Source organism: Saccharopolyspora sp. ASAGF58, assembly GCF_012277335.1.
In the GTDB taxonomy this organism is placed as follows: Bacteria; Actinomycetota; Actinomycetes; order Mycobacteriales; family Pseudonocardiaceae; genus Saccharopolyspora; species Saccharopolyspora hattusasensis.
On sequence record NZ_CP040605.1, the window covers coordinates 3649888 to 3672488 of the forward strand.

Here is a 22601-nt window from a genome sequence, read left to right on the forward strand (position 1 = left end):
TCAGGCCACCTCCCCAACCTGCGCGTCGTTGGTGGCCTCGGCGGCCGAGTCGCCGTCGGTCACGGGCGTCTCGACCGGGGCCATGCCCAAGCTCTTGAGGTAGGCGTTCAGCGAGTCGGCCGGGATGCGCAACCCTCCCTTGCCGAAACCCACCCGGACCGAGTGCAGCCGCCCCGAATCCGCCAGCCGGTAGACCGTCGAGACGTGAACGTCGAGCATCTGGGCGACTGCCTTGACCCGGAACATCCGGGCCGCAGTACCGTTGACCTGCATCGTTTCTCCAGAGGTTTCGATGTGTGCCCCGGTTGGTGTTGCCGCACCGACCGGGGCTTCTTGCTGTCTGCGACTCCTGCGAAAAGTGCGACGGAGGAGAAGCTAGCAGGTGTTCTAGAGCGCCGTCAACATGGTGCTCTAGTACGGCTATTGGCAAGGCTGTAACCTGGTGTTTTGGACCTGATGTGTGTGCGTGCTAGAACGCAGTCAGAACCTCTGTGAGGAGAGAACCGTGCCAACGATCGAGCGTCCGGATCCGCCCTATGTGCAGATTGCTAAGCACATCCAGGGTGAGATCCTCGCGGGCCACCTGAAGGACGGGGACCCCGTTCCCTCTGCTCGAAAGATCATGAGCACGTGGAACGTCGCTATGGCGACTGCGGCCAAGGCGCTTGCCACGCTGCGGGCTGATGGACTGATCCGCTCCAAGCCGGGAGTTGGGTCGGTCGTGCAGTCGAAGGGCTCCCTGCATCACTCCGCCCGTGATCGGGTGGTTTCGATCCATCGAACGGGCAAGATTTACCCGCCAGGGCACTACGCAAAGATTCGCAGTGCCGAACTGGTGCCTGCCCCCGAGATGGTTGCCGACGCCCTTGGCATCGAGGCCGGCGCGCCCGCGGTCCGGCGTCAGCGGACAACGTTTACGGCCGAAGACACACCGGTCTCGACCTCGGTGTCGTGGTTTACCAGCGAGTTCGCTCGGCAGGCGCCCCTCCTGCTTGAGACTGGTCGCATCGTGCAGGGCACTGCCAAGTATGTGGAGGAGCGGACGGGCCATGCCGTCGCCGCCACGTACGTGCAGCACGCGGCAGGCCTTGCCTCTGAAGAAGAAGCGGGAGAGCTTGGCATTGATGTCAGCTCTGCAGTGCTGATGAGCCGCAATCGCTTCCTGGATGCGGAGGGTGTCGTCATCGAGTACGGCGAATCAACGGCACTTCCCGGACACTGGGTCTTCTACGAATACACCAATGAGGAACGGTAATGAAGCACATCCACACGGGCAAAGTTCGCGATCTATTCGAACTAGACAATGGCGAGATTCTGTTTGTCGCAAGCGATCGTGTGTCGGTCTATGACGTGTCGCTTCCTACTCCCATCCCGGACAAGGGAGCGTTGCTTAATCAGCTGTCAGCATGGTGGTTTGAGCAGCTCAAGGACGTTGTGCCGAACCACATGATTTCGGCTACCGATGTGCCCAGCGGGTTTGAGCGTCGAAGCATGCGTTGTAAGCCGCTTAAGATGGTCAAGGTTGAATGCATTGCTCGCGGCTACTTGGCAGGACTCGGCCTACGTGAGTATCAGAAGCAGGGCACCGTTTCCGGGGTGCCATTGCCTGCGGGGCTTGTCGAAGGGGACCGTCTTCCTGAGCCAATCTTTACCCCGACTACCAAGGAGTCCGACACCGGGCACGACGAGTTCATCAACTTCGACGATGTTGTGTACCAGGAGGGGCGCGAGGTCGCTGAACAGCTTAGGGATCTCACGATCGAGTTGTATTCACGAGGCGCTGCGCACGCGGCCGAGCGAGGCATCATCATCGCTGACACCAAGTTCGAGTTCGGCTGGGATGAGAACGGAACACTGACCCTTGGCGACGAAGCTCTTACCTCGGATTCGTCGCGGTTTTGGCCAGCCGACGCCTGGAGTCCGGGTAAAACTCAGCACGCCTTTGACAAGCAGTTCGTCCGCGACTGGTCGCTAACGACTGGTTGGGACAAGACCGAGCCGGGCCCGGCAATCCCTGCGGATATTGTCGCGGCAACCCGTAGCCGCTACACCGAGGTGTATGAACGCATTACTGGTCTTCGATGGGCGCCGAGCGAGGTGAGTTGAGCGATGTCAGGTAAGCGTCAATCCTACGACCCTTACGCGCTAATCCGCGATGTCGAGGCACTTCTAGTCGAGAGAGGTCTGTGGCCCGAGCACGTCACACTTCCTGACGAGCCGGGGCTCCGTGTGCAGGGCGCATGCATGCTGCTACGAGGACTCGGAATCGAACCTCTGATGCGTTATGAAGACGCCATCGACGAGAACCACTCGGCCTACAACCGGCGGATCCACGGTGATTGAGGGGCCATCTGGGAGCCCGCCTCTCGCTTGGTTCGGTGCAAGTGATGGCTCCATGTATGCGGGCAGTGTCACCGTTGTCACTTTGTCACTAAAGGTACGTTGAACTGCGGTTTTGGCGGTGACACCCTCCACGGAGGGTGTCACCGCTGCCGCTCATCGTTGCCATCACAGCGGGGGTAGCCCAGTCCATCCCGCCGCTTGGAAGATGTGTCAGGTCATTCTGAGCCTGATGAGGACCGTGGCCTTCCGCAGGGCGGCGTTCGGTCTTCGAGGACTCCGGCTAATCAGTGCCATCTCAGGGCTTCTCATGAGCCGCTGAGACAGCCTGTGAGCGCTTTTCAGGGGGCGCAAGGGTTTGAGTGGGGGAGTGGCGACAAAGAAGGCTGCAACATTGGGGGATTTGTCCGATCCCCAATGTTGCAGCCTTCGGTTGTCGAAAGACGGACGTGGTTCACGAGGGGCAACTTGGGGACCATCGGGGGACCGCGAACCTGGCGACGGGTGCGAAACGTGCAGGTCGACGCAACGGACGCGAAGGCCGATCGAGCCTGTTCTTCCAGGTCGCGGAAACCGAAAAGAACTGGCAGTCAAGGGGTCACGGGTTCGAATCCCGTCAGCTCCACATCGCAGGGAGAAACACCGGGTAAGACGGTGTTTCTCCCTTTTTGTGCTCGGGTTGCGGCTTCACCAGGTGTTGCACTGAGTTCGGTGACACCTTGACTGGAGCATGATCGACATGGGGAGCAAGCGCACAAGCGCGGCTCAACGTTTGACTAAACCGGATCTACCGCGACCTGCCAACGAGACGTGGTCGACTTACCTCGGGTGGATGATCGAGACACGGTCGGCAAGCTCGGCGGTGAATTCAAGTGCTTGCAGCAGCGCCAATGTTGCCGCACACCGATCCTGGGCACACACGGAAGATCGAGCGGCACGAACCGCGGCAGCCCGTCGAGCGGCTCACGACCGGTTCGAGCGCGAAGTCGACCCCGACGGCATCTTGCCCCCGAGGAGCGCGCCCGACGAGCGGAGTCGGCTCGCAAGGCGCACTTCTCAGCGATGGCGCTCAAGAGCGCCAAGGCACGCCGGCGAGGTCCAAGCTCGGCGAGAAGACTCGGAGCGATACCTCGGAATGATGAGCGCCCCGTCAGGCACCTGCCGGACCTGGCGCTCGGCTCATTCGTCAGCCGTCAAGCTCGCCGGCCTTGACCGCTGTCAGGAAGGCCGACCAGTTTCGGTGGTCGAAGGCCATAACCGGGCTGGCCTCGCCGAGCTTGGAGTCGCGCACGCCACGATAGCCAGGCGCGTAGCCGACCTCCACGCAGCCGTTGCCGGTTCCTGAGCTGGCCTGCGCCTTGTGCCAGCCGTTGAATCTCCTAGTCGGGGTCATTGGTCTTTCTCCTTTGGGGCGCGGATCATTCGAACTCGGCTGCTATGAAGAGCAGGAGCTCCCGCGACTCCACCGGATCGAGGGCAGCTCCCAACAGCCCGCTCCACAGCACACTGTATTCCTCTACCTCGTTCGGGCTATCGAGGTAGTCACCGTTCGTGAGCTGCTCGACGAACACGAACTCCAGTGCGGGCGTGTTGGCGTTGGCTGCTGGCACTCGGAATCTGATGAACGGGTAGGCCAACGCCGCGACTGCTCGACACCGGAACGGAGCCACATGCAGGTGGATGTTCGGCTGCTCGGCCAACTTCGCAAGGTGTTCAAGCTGGCACCGCATGATCTTGGCGCTTCCAACCATCCGTCGAAGACCGGACTCGGATAGGACCGCCGTGACCTCTGGAGCGTCTGCCTTCGTGAGTACGTTCTGCCGCTCCAGCCGCGGCGGTCAAAGGCGGTGGGGAGATGTTCGCTCGTGCAGCGGTGCAGGGTGCCAGCGCAGATGCCGAGCCGTGGCTGCGGCCTCACTTGGCGGCGTTGGAGGCGGCCGTGCTCGCGGGGTTCCGGTTCGTGCATCCGCGGAAGGTCGACAGCCTTCTCGCAGTGCAGGGCTTTCGGATCCGCGACAGCGCGATCGACATGTTTATCGCCCATTCCGCCTTTGACGCGGTAGCGGCGCGGGTTCGTGTCGAGGAGATGCGTTTCGAGGGACCGTCGCCAGCGTTGTGGGAAAGGCGGGGCGCAGTGGCCGACGTAGTGATGGAGCTGGTCGCCCTTCCCCCGCACGGTGCCCCGAACGCGCCGAAGCTGGCGCGGGCGCGCTCCCTGGATCTGTTGTGGGTTCCAGGCAATGCAATGTCATGACCGATTGGGCGGACGAGGGGTGGCCGGGGCTGTTCACCGCCCGCCTGCATCGGGTCTCGCGCGGGAATGCCAGGCGCGTGCCGTTCGGCCAGGTGTGGCTGGGGCTCGCTGTGTGCGGGGCGGTGTGTACGCCGCCGCATCCGTCTGTGGTTGGGCGCCTGTCGAGGTGTCCTCGATGTTTCGGAAAGGATTGAGCTGGGGTGTCTTCTTTACTGATGTTCCTCGCAGGCTTCATGCCGGGGCTCGTGCTGTTGGTGCTCGTTGGTTGGCGGATGCACCTCGCCGAGCCGGCCGGTCAGCATGCCGGCGCGGGCGAGGGTGCGTTGACGGTCGCGCATCTCCGCGACCGGGTCGAGCGAGAGGCCAGCGGAGCCGAGAGCACCGGTCGGCATGCGTTGCGCGAGGACGTTGCGGCGAGGATCGCGGCAATCGTGGGGGTATAGGCGTGGAGGCATACGTTCCGGGGCGTTCGGTGCCGCGTATCCCAACCAGTTACCAGCGGCCGGAGGACTACGAACCGGTTGAGCGTTTCGTCGAGCGATACGTTTGTCCCAGGGGTGACGAGTTCGCGGTCGTGTTCGCCGTCGACAGCGTGGCGCCGGAGTTGTGGGATTGCCGTCGGCATGGCGTCGTGGCTGTGCGCGCGGATCTGTCGGCCGGGGTCATGGCGGTTTATGGCACGTGCTCGGGTGTGGAGAGGGCGCAGCTGGGGTCTCCGTCGCGAACGCATCTGGAGTACGTGTTGGAGCGCCGTAGCCCCGGTGAATTGCAAACGCTTCTCGACGAGCGGCTCAGCGAGCTTGTTGCCGCACGGGAACGGTCGTGACTGGCCCGTGGCTGCCGACCCGGGCCGAGCTCGATGTCCTGCGCCCTGTCGATCCGGGGTCGTTCAGCCAGACCGGCCGTTACGTCTTGGACGACTACGACAGCCCGTGCTGGCGCCTGGCACGCAGGTGTTCTTACTTCAATTCCAAGCTGTCCCAAGGAGTTATGGCGATGCAGAAGATCCCGCGAGGGGCACGAATCGCAGGATTGACGAGGGAAAACCTCGCTCTTGCCCTGAAAACGCGGTACGAGCAAGGAGCCAGCATCCGGCAACTCCGCGAGCAGTCCGGGCGGTCGTTCGGGGCCGTGCGTCGCTTGTTGTGCGAGGCCGGTGCACAGCTGCGCCCCTGCGGAGTGCAGCGCAAGCCGGAACGCCCTGCGCCGCCGGTTCTTTCCCGTACCGCGCTATGACCGCGAAGAAGCGCAAGCGTGATCGGTTCCTGCCGATGGCCTGGCGTGTCGAACGCGTGGCGCCTGACGAGGTGTACACGTTCCGCTGGGGCCGGGGCGCCGGGTATTTCACGGTGCATCGCGGCGATATCGGCAGCTCTCACGGCAACGAGAGACTTGTCGAAACCGTTCACATTGTTCGTGACTGGGTGGATGAGAGCGACGTCGCCGCGCAAGCACGCAGCTGGCTGAACACCCGAGCCCAATCGCAGCGGCGCCCTGCGTGACCAGAAGACTCCGCTCGATGTCGCTTCCCCGACTTTCGGCATCGAGCGGACGGCCGGCCGGCACAACGTCGTGCCGGCCGGCCCCCGGTAGGGAAGGCACCGCACACCAGGGGGCGGGCGAGGCTCGATCCATGTCGTTGGAATGTTCACCAGGGGGGGAGACTGAGGGAGCAGTATGGTTGCCGAAGCGACCAGGCCGCGCAAAGCGGGTTCTCTGATCTCTACACGGCCGTCTATGACCTGATCGACGATGCCAGGCGCCGCCATGGCCTGGTCAAGCTGCATAAAGGAAGTCACGGGGCCGCGAATCCGCATCGGGTCGTGCAGGACTTGGGGGCGTACTTCTTTCAAGAGAGCAAGGGAATATTCGCGTTCCTGCATTATGCGATGGGCGCGCAGAACGCGAATCTGAACGCGCTGGCAGCCTACGACGTGGCGCGCCGCCCCCGCATCGCCTCTCGCGCCGCGTTCGGGCTGCTGGCCGAGTGTTCGCGCCGCGACGGTGAGACGGTCGAGGGATATTACAGGTGGGTCGTGTCGCGGAAGCATGACCTCGGCCGGTACCGGGGCGGGTCGTCCGGGTTTGATGACGAGGCCCGGTCTTTCGCCGCCGCGCATTTTCGCAGCACCGGTATTCCCGCTTCGCCGCAGGAGGTTTTGGTGTGCTGCGGTGGCGCTAAGGGCGGCATAATGGCGATGCTCGCGGCGGTGATGTGCCGCCACGAGAACGAGAAGGTGCACCGGATGCCCGGGCGGGTGCTCGCTCCGGCCGGCTACTACGTGCCGGGGTGATCTATGCACCGCTGGTGAACAACGTTGCGAGAGGACCCGTGAGCGTTTTTGGGTGCCATAGCGCCCAGAAACGCTCACGGCACCCGCGCAACCAGTCGATGGCAAGGTGCTCACGGAGTCGCGTGCGCGCGGGATCGCGGCGGCGGTACTGGAACACAACCGGCGCCACCACGGGAACCCGGCATATGTGCTGCCTCACTCCGCAGCACGTCCACGCTCTGGCGGTCTGCCTGAACTACGGCCGCGAGCGCCGCGACACCGGACTCGCCCTGCTCCCCGGCGAGCTCGCCGGCTACCGGGTCACGCCAGGGTCGCCGGACTACATCCTGCGAGCCGGCGTCGCCGTCGGCGACGACGACCCCGACGAGTTCACACACCGTTCAACGATCCCTCGGAGATTGCGCCAGCGACAGTGCCGTTGTGCCTGCGAATGGTGGCGATCTCGTGCCTCAGTGCGGTGATCTGTTTGAGCACGGTTGTCGGGCGGGGAAAACATGATCTACCTTCCGGTTTCGGTCGTGCCGCGAGCGATGGCGTCATAGGGTGATCAACCGTGTTCCTTGGGTAACAAAATTCGGGAAGGCGCGATCTGTTGCTTGATGGCAATTACGAAACAGGGGGCTCTTGGTGATCGCGGGCATCATCATGCTGGTCGGGATGGCGGCAACCGTCGCCATGAGCATTATCTTGTGGCAGCAGAAAGCACCGGGACGCAGCATGTGGCCCTGGTTAGTGGTCGGCTTGTTGACGATGTGTCTGTGGCCGATCTCTTTGTGGGTTGCGATCGGGCTGTGGTGGTACTGGCGGGGTACACCTGTACTGCCTGCTGCGGGCCCTTACCCGCAAGTCGTCCCGGGGCAGGCGCCACCGGTCCGGCGGGGAGCTCGGGGGCCCTTGATCTCCGTGGCGTGCGTTCTCGGGTCGCTGATCACGATCGTGGTGTTCAGCGCACTCGTCCCGCCAGCACCGGCGCAAACGAACCAGGCGACGCCCGCACGCAGCACGGTGCCGCCTTCAACATCGCAACCGCATCCAGCGACATCGCAGACCCCACGCGCGCAGCTTCCGCCGGAAGCGGTCGTGCTCGGAGTTCTCGATGCCGACCGAATCAGAGTCCAGATCACGGGACAAGCCGCTCAGGAAATTCGGATCGTCGGAGTTGACAGCCCGGCCGCGGGTGCTGACCCCGAATGCTGGGGCACGGAAGCGAAAGCCTTTACTGAGAAGACGCTCTTGGGGCAGACCGTGCGTGTCCAGCTTGACGCGGCGTGGCAACCTGGCACGCCGGATGAGCAAGCGTCGGCAATCTTCCTTTCTGGCGGAGCGAACTACTCGCGTCTCGCGCTGGAACAGGGCTTTGCCCGCTTGTCCGTGGATGCGCCTGCCGCGCTGATCGGCGAGCTCTCCCAAGCGGAAACTAACGCGCGGAATGCGCAGGTGGGACTGTGGGGAGCCCCGTGTTTCGGAGCGACTCGACTCGCGCCGCCACCTCCGCCGCCGGCGCCCGAGCCGCAACCGGAGCCGCAACCGGAGCCGCAACCGGAGCCGGAGCCGGAGCCGGAGCCTTCGCCGGACAGCGACAGTAGGCAGTCCCCGGTGGCCTACTACCCGACCTGCAAGGCCGCGAAAGCTGCCGGTGCGGCACCGCTGTATCGGGGAGATCCCGGTTATTCGTCGAAGCTGGACCGAGACGGCGACGGGGTCGCATGCGAATCCTGACCGGCCGCTAGGCGACGTCGGGGAACCCGGCGAGGGTGCCGGTGGTTTTCTCCGTGTCTTCGCCGGGTTCGAGGGCGAGGTTGATCTGCCGCATTCGAGTGTCGATGCCGCGCCGGTGGAATTCGCTGGGCGGCAGCACGACGCGGACGTCGGCGCCGACGTCGAACGATCCGATTTGGGAGTCGGTGTCGCCGCGCAACACGTTCGGGTCGGCGACGTTGTAGCCGGCATCGGCTTCGAGCAGGGCCAGCCGCCGGCGAGTGAGTCGCGGTCCTCGGCGACCGCGATCGGCTTCGCCGCTTCTCCACCGCTGCCGGTGGCGAACGCACGGGTGACCTTTTTGGGCTCTTCTGCTTCTTCCGTGGGTTAGGCGTGTCCGGGGATTGACACATCTACCGAGCCATGACACCGGTAAGAACCGGCATTGTCACTCACGACCGGACGGGCATCGGTCGTGAGTGGTTGTTCCGGTAAGAACCGGCATTGTCACTCACGACCCCACGGACACCCGTCCGTGCGAGAGCACGCACGGCCGCCCGCAAAAACATCCGGGTGGTCCCCGTTTTCGACGGATCGCCGACCGCACCGATGCTGACGAGATAGTGCTGGCAGATATCGCGGATGCGGGTGCACAGCTGCCATGCCAGGCCGCGCCAGTTCGGCGTCGTTGGTCTCCTCGGCGAGCGGATATAGCATCGTACCCGCCTCATCCAGGCATTCCCCGGCTGTTGTAACGCCGCAGGGGGCAGCATTGCTAATCAGGTGGCGACCGTTGAGGCGATCGCTGCGGCTATCGCCAGCAGCAGGGCCGTCATTACGAGTGTGGTTGCTGCTCGCAGGATCCTGAACTTCTTCGCTCCGAGGCGGGCTATTACCAGCAGCTGTTCGCGACGCCAGCGCAGCGGATCGTTCGCCGCGCTTGCGAGGTGTTGCGCCAGTTCGGCGTCGGTCATCGATTCGATGGCTACGAAGCCGCTTCCCCGCAGGCGGGGTCGTACGTTCCACAGGAGCAGCAGCAGGGCGACCGCTAGCAGTGTCAGCGCGGACCAGAACAGGAGGATGGCCGCCAACGACGTCGCGGCTCGGGGCAGCACCGCAACGCCAATGGTGAGGATGGGGCTGAAAACCGCAAGCAGGATGCCTGTCTTGGTCTCAGTTCGTCCAAGTGCTGCGTCTCCTCGGCTCAGCTCTTCCTTGAGCAGGTCCTGGAGCTTCTCCGAACCGGATTCGCTGTCAGTGGCGATCTCGTCGCTGCTGGTTTCCGTCATGGGCGCATCATGCTCCAGAGCACCGCTTCTCGGGGCGGATGAACGAGAACTCCCGGCAGCCAAGACGGCTACGCGTCGAGGTACCGGTACCTGGCGTCAGCCGGTGCGACGCGGACTCGGCCTTCGCGGAGTTGCCGTTCGTTCACGCCGTCGACCTCGTGGCTCGCGAGGAACAGCCCTCGGACGCGGTAGCCGTCCTCGTCGGAGGCCGGGATTCGGGCGACTCGGCGAGTTGGTCGAGCAGCCAGTTCACCGCGTTCTCCCTCCTTCAGGAAGTTCGGCTCTACGATCGGTGTGTGGCAGCCGCTTCCATGAGCCCGCAGGAGGACCAGAACCGGCGGCTCCTGCGTGCCAGGGACGCGATGGACCGGGATTTCGCCCGTCCCCTCGACGTGGCCGCGCTTGCGGGGATCGCCCTGATGTCCCCCACCCACTTCACGCGCTCGTTCCGGTCGACGTTCGGCGAGACACCGCACCGCTACCTGCAGCGACGCCGGATCGAACGCGCCATGGCGCTGTTGCGCTCGCCTTCGGTCACCGTGACCGAGGTGGCCGGGCAGGTCGGCTTCGGGAGCTTGGGGACGTTCAGCCGCACGTTTCGCGCGATCGTCGGTGTCTCGCCGACCGAGTACCGGACCAGCGCGCGGCCGCTCGGCGTGCCGGTCTGCTTCGTCAAGGCGTGGGCCAGACCGAGTCGTTTCGGATAAGCCACAACGCCCCTGCTGCCCGTAGCGTTCTCGGCATGTTCACTCGCATCAGCATCCACTCCGTCACAGTCCTCGACCAGCAGGAAGCCCTCGACTTCTACGTCGGCAAGCTGGGCTTCGAGGTGGTCTCCGACGTCGACATGGGATTCATGCGCTGGCTCACGATTGCGCTGCCGTCGGATCCGGAACGGCAGCTGCTGCTGGAGGTGCCGGGACCGCCGTCGCTGAGCGAAGCGGTCGCCGCGCAGGTCCGCGACCTGGTGACCAAGGGCGCGATGGGCGTCGCGGCGATCCTCACCACCGACGACTGCCAGCAGACCTACGAGACCCTCAGCGCGAAGGGCGTCGAGTTCACCGAGGTGCCCACGCGGCAGCCCTACGGCATCGACTGCGCCCTGCGCGACCCGTTCGGCAACCACATCAGGATCACCCAGCTCGCGGCGCAGCCCGCCGAGATCACCGAAGCCGACATCGCCCGCTGGCGGCCCGAGGCCGAATAGCCGGGGTGTGCGGGACGCGTCCAGCCCCGCCGTGCTCAGGCCAGGAGTGGAAGAGCCCCGTCGGCGGAATTCGTCGGCGGGACTCTTCGCGTGGTGCGGCTCGGTCAGGCGATGCGGACGCTCGTGTTCACCTGTTGGTGTTCGCTTTATTTGACTCATTCCAGAAACGCTGGTAGTCATGGAGCCATGCCGTCCATCGATGCCGCAGCCATTCTGAGGGGGGCGGCGCTGCGGGTGACCCGTCCGCGGGCTGCCGTGCTCACGATGGTCTCGGACAATCCCCACGCGGACACCGACACCATTGCGACGGCCGTCCGCCGCGAGCTGGGTTCGGTGTCGACCCAGGCGGTCTATGACGTCCTGCGCGCGCTCACGGAGGCGGGCTTGGTCCGCCGCATCGAACCGGCTGGTTCCCCCGCCCGGTTCGAGACGCGCGTGGGCGACAACCACCACCATCTGGTGTGCCGCGACTGCGGTGCCATCGCCGACGTCAACTGTGCGGTGGGAGAGGCTCCATGCCTCCACGCCGAGGACCCGCACGGATTCGTGCTCGACGAGGCCGAGGTGACTTTCTGGGGCAGCTGCCCGGATTGCCTCTCCGGTGCCGAGTGAGCACGCATGAGAACATTCCACCGAGGAGCGAGTTTTGCCTGAGAACAACCAGAAACCGTTGACCACGGTGGCCGGTGCGCCGGTCCCTGACAACCAGAACTCCCTGACCGCCGGCGCTCGCGGTCCGATGCTGTTGCAGGACGTGTGGTTCCTGGAGAAGCTGGCGCACTTCGACCGCGAGGTCATCCCGGAGCGCCGGATGCACGCGAAGGGTTCGGGCGCGTTCGGCACCTTCACGGTCACCAACGACATCACCCAGTACACCAGCGCGAAGATCTTCTCCGAGGTTGGCAAGAAGACCGACCTTTTCGTCCGGTTTTCGACCGTCGCCGGTGAGCGTGGCGCGGCCGACGCCGAGCGCGACATCCGCGGCTTCGCGTTGAAGTTCTACACCGACGAAGGCAACTGGGACATCGTTGGTAACAACACCCCGGTGTTCTTCTTCCGCGACCCGCTGAAGTTCCCGGACCTCAACCACGCGGTGAAGCGCGACCCGCGCACCAACCTGCGCAACCCCGAGAACAACTGGGACTTCTGGACCAACCTGCCCGAGGCGCTGCACCAGGTCACGATCGTGATGTCCGACCGCGGCATCCCGGCGTCCTACCGCCACATGCACGGCTTCGGCTCGCACACCTACAGCTTCATCAACGCCGAGGGCGAGCGGTTCTGGGTCAAGTTCCACCACCGCACCCAGCAGGGCATCAAGAACCTGACCGATGCCGAGGCCGAGGCCCTGGTCGGCAAGGACCGCGAGTCGCACCAGCGCGACCTCTTCGAGGCGATCGAGAACGGCGACTTCCCGAAGTGGAAGCTGTACGTCCAGATCATGCCGGAGGCCGACGCCGACACCTACAAGTACCACCCGTTCGACCTCACCAAGGTGTGGTCGAAGAAGGACTACCCGCTGATCGAGGTCGGCGAGTGGGAACTGAACCGCAACCCCGACAACTACTTCGCTGACGTGGAGCAGGCCGCCTTCACCCCGGCCAACGTGGTGCCGGGCATCAGCTTCTCGCCCGACAAGATGCTGCAGGGCCGGCTGTTCTCCTACGGTGACGCCCAGCGGTACCGCCTGGGTGTGAACCACCACCAGATCCCGGTCAACAAGCCGAAGAACCCGGTGAACTCGTACCACCGCGACGGTGCCATGCGCGTCGACGGCAACCAGGGAGCCACCCCGGGCATCGAGCCGAACTCGTACGGCCGCTGGCAGGAGCAGCCCGCCTACCGCGACCCGGCCCAGGCCGTGGGTGCCGTCGCCGACCGGTTCAACTACCGCGAGGACGACGACAACTACTTCGAGCAGCCCGGGATCCTGTTTCGGAACATGTCGCCGGAGCAGCAGCAGGTCCTCTTCGAGAACACCGCGCGCGCGATCGACGGCGCCTCCCAGGCGACCATCGAGCGGCACCTCGCCAACTGCACCAAGGCCGACCCCGCCTACGGCGAGGGTGTCCGCAAGGCGATCGAGGCGCTGGCCGCGAGCAAGGGCTGAGACCCGCTGGGGCACGGACTTCGCTGTTCGCAGGCGCGGCGGCCACGGGAATGCCCGTGGCCGCCGCGCCGTCCCGGCAAGACGATTCGCAAGATTCGATCAGGAAGAATTGCTGATGAGCCACGGTGGACTGACTCCGGAGCAGACCGAGCGCGTCGTGGCGCTTGCCATGGACCTGGCCCGGGAAGGCGAAACCGTGCAGTTGGCGGAGTTCGTCGATCACGGACTCCCGGTCGACGTGGCCGATCAGGGCGGGAACACCCTGCTCATGCTCGCGGCCTACCACGGGCACGCCGAGACGGTGCGCGCGCTGCTCGACCGCGGCGCGAATCCCGACCTGCGTAACGAACGCGACCAGGCGCCCATCGCCGGTGCGTTGTTCAAGGGCGCGGACAAGGTCGTGGCAGCGCTCCGCAAGGCGGGAGCCGACCTCGACGCGGGCACGCCCACCGCGCGGGCCGCCGCAACCATGTTCGGCCGTGAGCACCTCCTGGCCGACTGAGGCATTAGCCCGGCGCGGCGACCTCTGGTGCTTGCGTTCCCAGAGCATCTTTTGGCTGACGAGTGGGGATTCTCGCTACCAGACAAGCGCGTGGCGGGATAGTCCATATTGGATGATCGCGGGCGTAGATGGGGAAAGCCCCGCCGCCGGGAAGCCGCTGGTTTGGGTCTTCCGCAGCTGACCGGCCGACTCGGACCCCTTCGGAGAGGCTGCTCGCCTGAACAACGCCTTCGGTTGCTTCCTTTCGGAAAACGGCCTGGCGCGACGAGTCCGCGTGGCAGGATCGCGCTTCGAATGACTGGGAGTTATGGAGGAATCGTGGCGACTTGGGAAGATCTCATCGCTTTTGTCCGGAACGAATACCGGCTCGTCATCGGCGAGGTGGAAGACGGCGAGCCCGAATACCAGATCATCGAGGACAGCGGGGACGAGGTCCGGATCCTCGTCGAATACGACGACGACCGCAGCCAGATCGTCATCGTCTGCCGCGAGCTGCTCGACGGCCGCGAGGACTGGGTGCAGGTCGTTTCGGTGATCGGCCGGGCCGAGGGTGTTGACCTGCGGAAACTGCTGGAGGAGCTCGGGCAGACTTCCGTGGTGTGCGGCGCGGTGATCATCGGCGAGCACGTCGTGCTCCGGCATTCGCTGCCGTTGCTCAACCTCGACATCAACGAGTTCACCGATCCGCTGAACTTCGTCGCCGAAACAGCGGACCATCTGGAGGAAGTCTTCTTCCGCAACGACGATTACTGACCCGTTTCGTGCTGTTCGCGCGCTTTGGGGTTTGCCTGACCAGCAGTCCCGAGTAGGTAGTTGCATGCGCTGACTGAAAACTTGCATGCGCGTCATATCTGCGCAAGCTGCTATAAACGGGGCAATACACGTCACGGGAGGTGTGGTGGGGAGCGTCGACGACGCCGTCGAGATTCGGGCCCACGGACGGCGCACGCTCGCCGCACTGCACGGCACGCTCGAAACCACGCTGGAGAAGGCGCTGCAGGCCGAGCACGGGCTGTCGGTCGTCGAATACACCACGCTCGACGCGCTGGGCAGGCAGGACGGCCGGCACATGCGGACGCAGCAACTCGCCCGCGCCACGGAGCTCAGCGGCAGCGCGACGACCCGGCTGGTCAACCGCTTGGACGACCGCCAGCTGCTGACCCGCGTCCTTTGCAAGGACGACCGCCGCGGCATCTACACCGAGCTGACCGGGTCCGGCCGCGCCCTGCTGGAGAAGGCCCGGCCAACCTACGACGAAGCGCTGGAGAAGGCGCTGGCCGAAGCCGAGCAGGTCCCGGAACTGACGCCGCTGGTGGCGGCGTTGCACAACCTCCCGCAGCGTCCCGGTGGCTGACCGATCGTGCAAGTGAACCACGCGACGATCGCCACGCCGGGGCGGGCGAACGAGGATTACCTGGCGACCGGACCGGATTGGGCGCTCGTCCTCGACGGCGCGACCCAACCGTCCGGTGTGGACAGTGGTTGCGCGCACGACGTGCCCTGGTTGGTGCGTCGCCTCGGCGGTGAACTGGCGCTGCGGCTCGCGGTGTCGGGCGGAACCGCTGCGGACGTCCTCGCCGACGCGATCCAGGCGACCTGCGCGGCGCATGCGGACACCTGCGACCTGCAGAACCCTTCGAGCCCCTCGGCGACCGCGGCGCTGCTGCGGCTGCGCGGCGACGACCTGGAGTACCTGGTGCTCGCCGACAGCCCGATCGTGCTCGACGTGGCGGGCGAGACCCGGCCGATCATCGACGACCGGCTCGAACACCTGCCCAGCTACACGGTCGAAGCGGTCCGCGACCAGCGGAACCGGCCGGGCGGCTTCTGGGTCGCCAGCACGAAGCCCGAAGCGGCGCACGAGGCGGTGCACGGCGTGGTCCCGGCGGCGGATGTCGGCCGGGCGGTGCTGCTCACCGACGGCGCGTCCCGCTACGTGGAGCGGTTCGGCCTGGGCGACTGGTCCGATCTGCTGGATCTCGTCGAGCACACGGGCCCCGCCGAACTGCTGCGCCGCGTGCGAGCGGCGGAAGCCGCCGAAACCCCGGACGAACGCCGCCGCCACCGGGGAAAACCCCAGGACGACGCCACAGCGGTGTTCTTGCGGTTCAGCGCATAACTATGCCCGCCAACAGGGCGGTGATCAAGGCGATCCCAAACAGCCAGATAGCCGGTGTCACGTTCCGGAACTTGCGTTGTGCGATGCGACTGGTGGCCCAAAACTGCGCAGCCAGGGATTCTTCCAGCCTTGCTGCGTCGCCAAGTGTCGTTCGGTAAGTCGGCACAAAGTCCACGGCTTTCGAGTACTGCCTGGCGACGTTGTCGAAGAAGAGGACGGAACGCGATGCTTCAGTGCGAAGCCGGGGTACGAAGACCCAAAGCGCGAACAAGATGCTAGCGCTGACTGATCCGGTGCTGATGAGCAGCAGCCCGACGTGCAGCCAGTCAGCGAGCCAGAGTTGCTGTGTGGGCAGCGCGCGAAGCAAAATTCCGCCGAGTACACCGCCTGCGGCGAACATCGTCGCAGCCTTGGTGTCCGCAACCTTGATCAAGTCATTGCTGTGCTGGAGTGCCTTCCACGCATCTTCGGTGGCGGTCATGGCACCTAGTCCGCGGTGCTTTACCCGCAACGCCAACGCCATTCGAGTGAGACGATGGTGACGATCCGTGCTGTGCCTGCTCTGTTTGAGCGGAAATTTGCCGAACTGCTCGCGGTTCGGCCTGCTGAACCGGTACGGACATTGCGTGCACTACCGAGCAGGCAACTCGCTACGAGGCTTTCGTGGTTTGCTGGGCGAACAGCGTTGGGCTGTGCTGGCGGGAAGCGGACGGGAGATGGCGGTCAAGCGTGACAGCCGGCGGACCGCAACCGTTCCGGCGTTGGACCACTGCACTACCCGGTTCTTGCCGCAGGCGGATTTCGACCGGTTCCTCCTGGAACAGGAGGTGCATGCAGAGTTTGCCGATTACCTCGTGGCGAAGTTGTCGGAGACCGTTGCGTACCAGATCCACCGTCGCCGTCCACCAGGCCCGCTCACCCGGTGGGTGCACAATTTCGCGAGAATTGTGCGGTCACCCGGGTGAACGTCAATTTCTCGCGAAATTGCGCCCCACCCGGGTGGCGACGGAGCATTTGTGCAGCTCGTTGCGGAGTTGGCGGTTCTTGCGGTCCTGCGGCAACTCGGCCAGCGCCTCGCCGGAGAGGATGCGGTCCTTCGGGATCAGATTGGAGCCCTCGATCTTGACGATCTCGTACTCGTGCGGCTCCCGGACGCCGATGAGCTCGAACTTCTCGCCCCGGTCGAACATGATCAGGCACCAGGTCAACAAGGGCAGGGAAGAAGGCGATGGGCGCTGATCGGGCTGAGCTCGTCGGGATGCGCTTCGAGGCGCTGTTGTGGCGAATGAAGGCGCGCTGGTCGTGGTCCTGCTGCCCGATCCGGACCACCTATTGTGGCCGGAGTTCAGCCGGCTGCAAGTGCCGATGACGCGTCCATCCGGGAAGGCAGTGCTGTCCGAGTGTCTCAAGGTGGAGCACGTCGAATTCGCCGAGCAGGACCTGGACCGGGCAAGTTTGAAGGCGCACCTGGAAGATGCGAGCTCGCGCTCCGCAGCGTTGATCACAAACAGCGGGGTCCGGCGCCAACTGGCAGCGGGTTGGCGAGTGGTGGCCATGCGCGGGGTTGACGGGTGGTTGGAGAAGTTCAAGGAGTGGCTCGTGGCCAGCAACTCCGGCGCATCTGGCCGGCATCTACTGAACGTGCTGGTCGAGCCAACTCACGGGGAACTGGCGAAGTTCGGGATGCTTCACGTGGCGAGCCGAGACTGGGCTGCCGCCGGCGCCGACTCCGAGGAACGTGCCGCGCGGCAACGGATCTGCCGAGAACTCGCTCGCAAGATCGACGCCGCACAGGGGTTGCGGCTTACCGACCTCAAGGGGACATGAATATGTTGAGCAGTGAACAGAAAACCAGGCTTCGTGCGCTCTCAGTGGTCGTAGCCGCGATCTGGGTGGCGCTTGGTCTCCTCTACCAGTGGCCGCTGTGGTTGTGGATCGGGCTGGCGATCGTATCGCTGTTGGCTCCGTCGTTGATCGCCTACGGGATCGTGGAGTGGAACCTGCGCAAGCGGAGCGTAGGAGCCCGCGAGTTCTCGGGCGAAGAGGCGGCGGAGGAACCGGCACCGATGCCGGAACCTCCCAGCCTGCAGCGGTACGAGGTGCGGGATGTGCTGTTGCGCAGTGCTCACCAGGACTATCGGTTTGCCTTTGCTTGCACGGTGTTCTGGCGTCTACTGCCCCACGCGCCAGGACTTCCGCATCCGAACCCCGGTGCGCTGGCAGCCGACCTGATCGTGGCCGAAGCGGCGAACCTGGCGGCCTCGATTCCACCTGACGAAGACAGCCGCGCTCGTTACCGGATGATGAACGTACTCGGATCGGCGAGGGTGGATTCGACGGGCCGGGTCGAGGTCTGGGCGGACGGTATCGCGCTTTCGCTGTCGGACGAGGACGCCAAACGGCTCACGCGCCTTGCGGAGGTACGTAAGGACGAGGAAGTCTGGGAGCATGAGCGCAGCTACGAGCGAAACGTGCGCACGTACCTTGCTGAGGATGTGCTGACCAGCCCTGGTAGTGCGGTGGTGTGGTGGTTAGCCGGACCACGCACTGACGAGAAGCAGCGAGTGGACGACGCCGTGCAGAAGTTCTCCAATCTGCAGAAGCTCACCTCCGCTGCGGCCATGACCGAGTTGCCCACCAACACGGCAGAGCTTTTCGGCTTCGGTGCCTCGCTGAGTGCGGGTTTGAGTGCGGTCGACGACCGCCCTTTCTCACCCGCTGGCCTGCAACAGCTGCCTTTCGTGCTGGCAGCGCAACCGGAAGATAGCGGCGGTGGCCTGCCCGACAACTCGCGAAGGTGCCTTGACGATCACGCGGCTGGGCTTGTCGAAGAGCTGCCTGACGGTCCGGAGCGGGCGATGTTCGCCCGCCGCCTGGCTGACCTGCTCGAAGCTCAGGGGCATCCTGAGGCGGCGGAAAAGGTGCGACACCGCTTTGATGCACCGCCGGTCTCGGACACGGAGCAGAACGCTGATCGGCACAGCGAGGAGAGCAGTGCTTTCGGCCCGGCTGCGATGCCCGGTTTCTTGGGTAGGGACGCCACCAAGCGGCCGGATGAGCCGCTTGACGCGGCCAATTCGCAGGATTCGGACGGTGTCGTGATTAGCGAGGAGGAGCGCGAACCGCTCCGGCAGTCAATCGGGAGCTCGGATACTTCGTCGTCGACTGGGGGTTCACAGGAGCACGGAGTCACCCGCACGGACGCGGAACGGCCGCTCTAGGGCAGGGCCTATGCATGGCGATGGGACGCTTCGGGCCGGTCGGGTCTGGAGCGTCCCGAACGGTATCCGATTAAGAGCAGCGTTCGGCGAGGGACATCGCGTCGTTGGGGGCGTGCGCCTTCACGTCGTTGTCGAAGTACGCGTAGACGTCGCGGCCCTTGGTCGTGGGAGCCGGGTCGGCGACCGTGTACTTCGTCTTGGGGCACTTGCCCCCGTGCCAGGCGCGGATCAGCTTCGCCCAGCGGTCCAGGTCCTTCGCCGTGTAACCGCTGGCGTAGAGCTCCTCCGCGCCGTGGAAGCGGAGGTACACGAAATCGCTCGTCACATCCTCCAAGTGCGGCCATTCGCCAGCCGCATCCGCCACCACCAGGCCGACGTCGTGGCTGCGGAGCAGCTCGACGGCATCGGTGCATGCGAAGCCGGGGTGGCGGATCTCCAGCGCGTGGCGCAGCGGGCGATCCGTGTCGGTCTCGGTGAGCGAGCGGCCGGCGAGCCGGTCGTCGTGCCGAGCGGCCAGCGCAGCGGCCGCGGCGGTGCTGCGGGGCAGGAGGCGGAAGAACGCCGTCAGGCGTTCGACGTCGAAGCCCAGCGACGGCGGGAGCTGCCAGAGCAGCGGCCCGAGCTTCGAGCCGAGGGCGAGAACGCCGGAGGCGAAGAAGTTCGCCAGCGGCGTTTCGACGTCGTGAAGCCTCTTCATGTGGGTGATGTAGCGGCTGCCCTTCACCGCGAACAGGAAGTCGTCCGGCGTCTGCTCCACCCAGCGGCGGTACGTGTCCGGGCGCTGCAGGGAGTAGAACGACGCGTTGACCTCGGCGGAGCCGAGCCGACGTGACAGGTACTCCAGCTCCGCGCCGCGGCGCAGATCGCGCGGGTAGAACGGACCGTGCCAGGGCCCGTACACCCAGCCGGACGTGCCGATCCTGATCTTGCGCGACGCGGAGCGAGCTCGCATGACGTCATCGACGGTACTCGCCCCGGCACCAGAAGCGAGTGGTTGCGAACCGTCTCAGCCCAGAGCTACCGGGAGGGTGCGCAGGCCGCGGTTGCGGAAGGAGTTCCGCCATTGGAGCTCCTCCTCGGACACGGTCAACGTGAGGTTCGGGAACCGGCTCAGCAGGGCACCGAAGCCGATCTCCCCCTCCATCCGCGCCAGCGAGGCACCCAGGCAGTAGTGCGGGCCGTGGCCGAACGCCAGGTGCGGGTTGTCCTCGCGGCCCAGGTCGAGGTGGTCCGGCTCCGCGTAGCGGTCCGGGTCGTGGTGCGCCGACACCAGCGAGAGCAGCACCGTCTCCCCGGCCGGGATGGTCACGCCGCCGATTTCGACGTCGGCCACTGGGAACCGGCGGATCGCCAGCTGCGGCGGTGGGTCGAACCGCAGCAGTTCGTCCACAGTGGTCGGTGAAATCCCCCGGCGTGCCCGGGCGAGGGCCGAGGGACGGGTCAGCAGCGCCGCGAGCCCGTTGCCCAGCAGGTTCACGGTGTTCTCGTACCCGGCGAATAGCATCAGGAACGCTGCCGAGGTCAGCTCGTCCTCGCTGAGCCGGTCTTCCTCGTCGCGAAGCTCGATCAGCGTGCTGAGGAAATCGGCGCCGGGGTTCGCGCGTTTCGCCGCGATCAGGTCGAGCAGGTAGCGGTACAGCGCGCGCAGCGCGTCGCGCGCTTGGCCGAGCGTTTCGGGCGCGAGCATGCCGTCCGTCCAGGACCGGAAGTCCGGCCGGTCGGCCGCATCCACGCCGAGCAGTTCGCAGATCACCGTGATCGGCAGCGGCGCGCAATAGGTCGGCAGCAGGTCCGCCTCGTCCTGCCCGGTCAGGGCGTCCAGCAGCTCGTCGGCGATCTGCTGGACCCGGGGCCGCAGCGGCTCGATCCGGCGCGGGGCGAACGCCTTGCCGATGATGCGGCGCAGCCTCGCGTGCTCCGGCGCATCCATGTTGAGCAGGTTCGCGTCCAGCGCGGGCGGCAGCGAGAAGCCTCGGTAGCCGCCGCCGGAGTTCTTCTTGTCCAGCGACAGCCGCGGATCGGCCAGCGCCGCGCGCACGTCCGCGTAGCGGGTGACCAGCCAGATCGAGGTGCCGTCCGGGGCCGTGGCGCGGTGCACGGGGCCCTGCGAGCGGAGCCGGGCGTAGGTGGCTCGGGGTTCGGTGACGAATGCGGAGTTGATCTCGATCACGGTGTCGAAGCTACGCGAGTTGTCAGGGCATATGCGGCGCGACGTTCGCGAGCGTTCGGCTCCGCGTAATTCGGTGCAGGACCGGGAACCAGTCGTGAAGGACCGCTTCCTGCTTCTCCCCGCAATTTCCATTGAAATCGAAGGTTCGATTTCAATGGAAATTGCGGAACGGTTCCGCGGTGACCTGGTGGCCGACCCGGTGACCCTGGTGGCCGACCCGGTGACCCTTGTGGCCGACCCGGTGGCCGACCCGGTGGACGGCACGGTGGACGGGCACGGCGAACGCGGCCGCGGGCGTGCCGCTTTCGGCCTTCGCCGGGGCGATCGCGGTCGACGGGGTGCCGACCGAGGCGCTGACCGCTGGCTGGGCACCGGCCGGTGCTGGCACGCGGTCAGCGGTCGGGGAGCGGAGTTCCGCATTGGAAGTCACCCGGACCTCCGCCGCCGCTGGTCCGGAGTCGTAGCGGCAACCCCGGAACTGGCTGAAGAACTCGCCACCACCATCCGCGGCTGAGCCCCACCCGCAGCGCGGAGTGATCAGGGGCGCGCAACCAGCACGTACGGCCTGGGCACGGCGGCGGTGATCGCGAGGGCGGGCATCGCCGCCGGCTGCCTGCAGGCCCTTTGCCCGGCGGAACGCCTCAGTGGCGGAGGCGGCCGATCATGTTGTCGTCCGGGTCGAATTCGGGGGATTTGACCCAGACCAGGAACTTCTGCTCGCGGGCGATGACCCGATCCGCCGCGGCCGGGAGGTCCGCCGCGATTTCACGCGGGATGAGCAGGACGCCGTGCTTGTCGGCGTGCAGGAGGTCGCCGGGGGAGACCTGCAGGCCGCCGACGGACACCGGGATGCCGACCTCCTCGGTGCGTACGTAACCGTGCGAGACGCCGACGGAACCGGCGAAGAAGCGGAAGCCGACGGCGTGCGCCTCGTCGAGGTCGCGGACGCAGCCGTTGGTCACCACGCCCTCGCAGCCCAGCGCGTCGAAGGTGGTGGCCATGACCTCGCCCCAGAACGCGCCGTGCCCCGGCGGGTCGTCGAGGTCCTGGAGCACCACCACGCGCGGCCCGGGGATCTGGCGCACGTGGTTCCACACCAGGTCCGGGCCGTGGCCGGGCTCGTCACCCCGGGCGCGGATGGTGCCGGTGGCGGCGTAGCCGACCATCACCGGCAGGTCGGGGAAGATGCAGCGGATCTCGTGGCCGGCGTAGCCGGTGTCGCGCGGGCGGATGTCGAAGGTTTCGATCGCGTTGGCCATCGTCGGGGTGTCGTAGCGTCGCAACGCCGCTAGGACGTTCGGCTCCAGTGCCTCCACAGTGGACTCCTCACTCATCAGAGAAACGAGGTGAGGGACACCCTTGAGCGGCTATGCCACCTGAAGAAGCGGCTATGAAAC

30 protein-coding genes and 1 pseudogene are annotated in these 22601 nt (G+C 65.7%); 20 read left to right on the forward strand and 11 right to left on the reverse strand.

Features of this window, described 5'->3' with window-relative positions; translation table 11 throughout:
- The gene (locus FDZ84_RS17395; RefSeq protein ID WP_246869070.1) at positions 1-273 is read right to left on the reverse strand and encodes a helix-turn-helix domain-containing protein; all 273 of its coding nucleotides are present in this window, start codon (positions 271-273) and stop codon (positions 1-3) included.
- Positions 274-505: 232 nt separating this feature from the next.
- Here FDZ84_RS17395 and FDZ84_RS17400 point away from each other — a divergent pair, with 232 nt between their 5' ends.
- Both FDZ84_RS17400 and FDZ84_RS17405 read left to right on the forward strand, forming a co-directional pair.
- A complete protein-coding gene (locus FDZ84_RS17400) occupies positions 506-1255 on the forward strand; it encodes a GntR family transcriptional regulator (protein WP_168586766.1) in 750 nt (249 codons plus the stop codon).
- Positions 1255-2106 (forward strand): phosphoribosylaminoimidazolesuccinocarboxamide synthase, encoded by an 852-nt coding sequence (locus tag FDZ84_RS17405; RefSeq protein ID WP_168586767.1) that lies wholly within the window; start codon positions 1255-1257, stop codon positions 2104-2106. Before FDZ84_RS17400 ends, FDZ84_RS17405 begins: the two co-directional genes overlap by 1 nt.
- Before the next feature lie 1420 nt (positions 2107-3526).
- Here FDZ84_RS17405 and FDZ84_RS17410 read toward each other — a convergent pair.
- Positions 3527-3733, reverse strand: a complete 207-nt coding sequence (locus FDZ84_RS17410; RefSeq protein WP_168586768.1) for a DUF397 domain-containing protein — start codon at positions 3731-3733, stop codon at positions 3527-3529.
- Positions 3734-3758: 25 nt separating this feature from the next.
- Positions 3759-4169, reverse strand: a complete 411-nt coding sequence (locus FDZ84_RS17415) for a DUF5753 domain-containing protein (RefSeq protein ID WP_246869184.1) — start codon at positions 4167-4169, stop codon at positions 3759-3761.
- 110 nt (positions 4170-4279) lie between these two features.
- On the opposite strand from FDZ84_RS17415, the gene FDZ84_RS17420 reads away from it, so the two are divergent.
- From FDZ84_RS17420 to FDZ84_RS17445, 6 genes are all read left to right on the forward strand, one after another.
- Complete coding sequence (locus FDZ84_RS17420; RefSeq protein ID WP_168586770.1) at positions 4280-4594, forward strand: hypothetical protein; 315 nt, start codon at positions 4280-4282, stop codon at positions 4592-4594.
- Positions 4595-4794: 200 nt separating this feature from the next.
- Complete coding sequence (locus FDZ84_RS17425) at positions 4795-5037, forward strand: hypothetical protein (protein WP_168584103.1); 243 nt, start codon at positions 4795-4797, stop codon at positions 5035-5037.
- Between the two features lie 29 nt (positions 5038-5066).
- Complete coding sequence (locus FDZ84_RS17430; RefSeq protein WP_246869185.1) at positions 5067-5420, forward strand: RNA polymerase-binding protein RbpA; 354 nt, start codon at positions 5067-5069, stop codon at positions 5418-5420.
- A 170-nt stretch (positions 5421-5590) separates the two neighbouring features.
- Complete coding sequence (locus FDZ84_RS38950; RefSeq protein ID WP_246869186.1) at positions 5591-5830, forward strand: helix-turn-helix domain-containing protein; 240 nt, start codon at positions 5591-5593, stop codon at positions 5828-5830.
- Positions 5827-6096 (forward strand): hypothetical protein, encoded by a 270-nt coding sequence (locus tag FDZ84_RS17440; RefSeq protein ID WP_168586772.1) that lies wholly within the window; start codon positions 5827-5829, stop codon positions 6094-6096. Before FDZ84_RS38950 ends, FDZ84_RS17440 begins: the two co-directional genes overlap by 4 nt.
- Positions 6097-6417: 321 nt before the next feature.
- Positions 6418-6888: a hypothetical protein gene (locus FDZ84_RS17445; RefSeq protein ID WP_168586773.1), complete on the forward strand. Its 471-nt coding sequence runs from the start codon at positions 6418-6420 to the stop codon at positions 6886-6888.
- A 110-nt stretch (positions 6889-6998) separates the two neighbouring features.
- On the opposite strand, the gene FDZ84_RS17450 is transcribed toward FDZ84_RS17445, so the two are convergent.
- Complete coding sequence (locus FDZ84_RS17450) at positions 6999-7265, reverse strand: hypothetical protein (protein ID WP_168586774.1); 267 nt, start codon at positions 7263-7265, stop codon at positions 6999-7001.
- A gap of 250 nt (positions 7266-7515) precedes the next feature.
- Here FDZ84_RS17450 and FDZ84_RS17455 point away from each other — a divergent pair, with 250 nt between their 5' ends.
- On the forward strand, positions 7516-8607 hold the full coding sequence (locus FDZ84_RS17455; RefSeq protein WP_168586775.1) for an excalibur calcium-binding domain-containing protein: 1092 nt from the start codon (positions 7516-7518) through the stop codon (positions 8605-8607).
- Between the two features lie 7 nt (positions 8608-8614).
- Here the strand turns inward: FDZ84_RS17455 and FDZ84_RS17460 are convergent, their stop codons facing one another.
- Positions 8615-8809: a hypothetical protein gene (locus FDZ84_RS17460; protein WP_168586776.1), complete on the reverse strand. Its 195-nt coding sequence runs from the start codon at positions 8807-8809 to the stop codon at positions 8615-8617.
- Between the two features lie 556 nt (positions 8810-9365).
- On the reverse strand, positions 9366-9875 hold the full coding sequence (locus FDZ84_RS17465; RefSeq protein WP_168586777.1) for a Pycsar system effector family protein: 510 nt from the start codon (positions 9873-9875) through the stop codon (positions 9366-9368).
- Positions 9876-10186: 311 nt separating this feature from the next.
- On the opposite strand from FDZ84_RS17465, the gene FDZ84_RS17470 reads away from it, so the two are divergent.
- The 8 genes from FDZ84_RS17470 to FDZ84_RS17505 all read left to right on the forward strand — a co-directional run bounded on the left by FDZ84_RS17470 (position 10187) and on the right by FDZ84_RS17505 (position 15813).
- On the forward strand, positions 10187-10582 hold the full coding sequence (locus FDZ84_RS17470; protein WP_168590144.1) for a helix-turn-helix domain-containing protein: 396 nt from the start codon (positions 10187-10189) through the stop codon (positions 10580-10582).
- A 35-nt stretch (positions 10583-10617) separates the two neighbouring features.
- Positions 10618-11082 carry a VOC family protein gene (locus FDZ84_RS17475; RefSeq protein WP_168586778.1) on the forward strand — a complete coding sequence of 155 codons (465 nt, stop codon included), beginning with the start codon at positions 10618-10620 and terminating at the stop codon, positions 11080-11082.
- A gap of 186 nt (positions 11083-11268) precedes the next feature.
- Entirely contained in the window at positions 11269-11694 is a 426-nt protein-coding gene (locus FDZ84_RS17480) for a Fur family transcriptional regulator (RefSeq protein WP_168586779.1), read from the forward strand.
- Between the two features lie 34 nt (positions 11695-11728).
- Positions 11729-13192, forward strand: a complete 1464-nt coding sequence (locus tag FDZ84_RS17485; protein ID WP_168586780.1) for a catalase — start codon at positions 11729-11731, stop codon at positions 13190-13192.
- Positions 13193-13307: 115 nt separating this feature from the next.
- Positions 13308-13694, forward strand: a complete 387-nt coding sequence (locus tag FDZ84_RS17490) for an ankyrin repeat domain-containing protein (RefSeq protein WP_168586781.1) — start codon at positions 13308-13310, stop codon at positions 13692-13694.
- 318 nt (positions 13695-14012) lie between these two features.
- Positions 14013-14447: a YbjN domain-containing protein gene (locus tag FDZ84_RS17495; RefSeq protein WP_168586782.1), complete on the forward strand. Its 435-nt coding sequence runs from the start codon at positions 14013-14015 to the stop codon at positions 14445-14447.
- A 145-nt stretch (positions 14448-14592) separates the two neighbouring features.
- Positions 14593-15048: a MarR family winged helix-turn-helix transcriptional regulator gene (locus tag FDZ84_RS17500; protein WP_168586783.1), complete on the forward strand. Its 456-nt coding sequence runs from the start codon at positions 14593-14595 to the stop codon at positions 15046-15048.
- Positions 15049-15060: 12 nt separating this feature from the next.
- Positions 15061-15813 carry a protein phosphatase 2C domain-containing protein gene (locus FDZ84_RS17505; protein ID WP_246869071.1) on the forward strand — a complete coding sequence of 251 codons (753 nt, stop codon included), beginning with the start codon at positions 15061-15063 and terminating at the stop codon, positions 15811-15813.
- Here the strand turns inward: FDZ84_RS17505 and FDZ84_RS17510 are convergent.
- Together FDZ84_RS17510 and FDZ84_RS17515 are read right to left on the reverse strand one after the other, a co-directional pair.
- The gene (locus FDZ84_RS17510; protein ID WP_168586785.1) at positions 15803-16294 is read right to left on the reverse strand and encodes a Pycsar system effector family protein; all 492 of its coding nucleotides are present in this window, start codon (positions 16292-16294) and stop codon (positions 15803-15805) included. The genes FDZ84_RS17505 and FDZ84_RS17510 overlap by 11 nt on opposite strands.
- A 565-nt stretch (positions 16295-16859) precedes the next feature.
- Positions 16860-17000, reverse strand: a pseudogene (locus FDZ84_RS17515) (adenylyltransferase/sulfurtransferase MoeZ); the annotation flags it as partial.
- Positions 17001-17091: 91 nt separating this feature from the next.
- Between FDZ84_RS17515 and FDZ84_RS17520 the strand changes: the two are divergent.
- Both FDZ84_RS17520 and FDZ84_RS17525 read left to right on the forward strand, forming a co-directional pair.
- Positions 17092-17640, forward strand: coding sequence for a hypothetical protein (locus FDZ84_RS17520; protein WP_168586786.1), 549 nt, complete (start codon positions 17092-17094; stop codon positions 17638-17640).
- A gap of 2 nt (positions 17641-17642) precedes the next feature.
- Positions 17643-19034: a hypothetical protein gene (locus FDZ84_RS17525; protein WP_168586787.1), complete on the forward strand. Its 1392-nt coding sequence runs from the start codon at positions 17643-17645 to the stop codon at positions 19032-19034.
- A 70-nt stretch (positions 19035-19104) separates the two neighbouring features.
- Here FDZ84_RS17525 and FDZ84_RS17530 read toward each other — a convergent pair whose 3' ends face one another.
- Positions 19105-19986, reverse strand: a complete 882-nt coding sequence (locus FDZ84_RS17530; RefSeq protein WP_168586788.1) for a DUF72 domain-containing protein — start codon at positions 19984-19986, stop codon at positions 19105-19107.
- Positions 19987-20040: 54 nt separating this feature from the next.
- On the reverse strand, positions 20041-21204 hold the full coding sequence (locus tag FDZ84_RS17535; RefSeq protein WP_168586789.1) for a cytochrome P450: 1164 nt from the start codon (positions 21202-21204) through the stop codon (positions 20041-20043).
- A gap of 154 nt (positions 21205-21358) precedes the next feature.
- Between FDZ84_RS17535 and FDZ84_RS17540 the strand changes: the two genes are divergently transcribed.
- On the forward strand, positions 21359-21718 hold the full coding sequence (locus tag FDZ84_RS17540) for a hypothetical protein (protein WP_210435600.1): 360 nt from the start codon (positions 21359-21361) through the stop codon (positions 21716-21718).
- Between the two features lie 127 nt (positions 21719-21845).
- On the opposite strand, the gene FDZ84_RS17545 is transcribed toward FDZ84_RS17540, so the two are convergent.
- Positions 21846-22538 (reverse strand): RraA family protein, encoded by a 693-nt coding sequence (locus tag FDZ84_RS17545; protein ID WP_168586790.1) that lies wholly within the window; start codon positions 22536-22538, stop codon positions 21846-21848.
- Positions 22539-22601 lie beyond the last annotated feature (63 nt).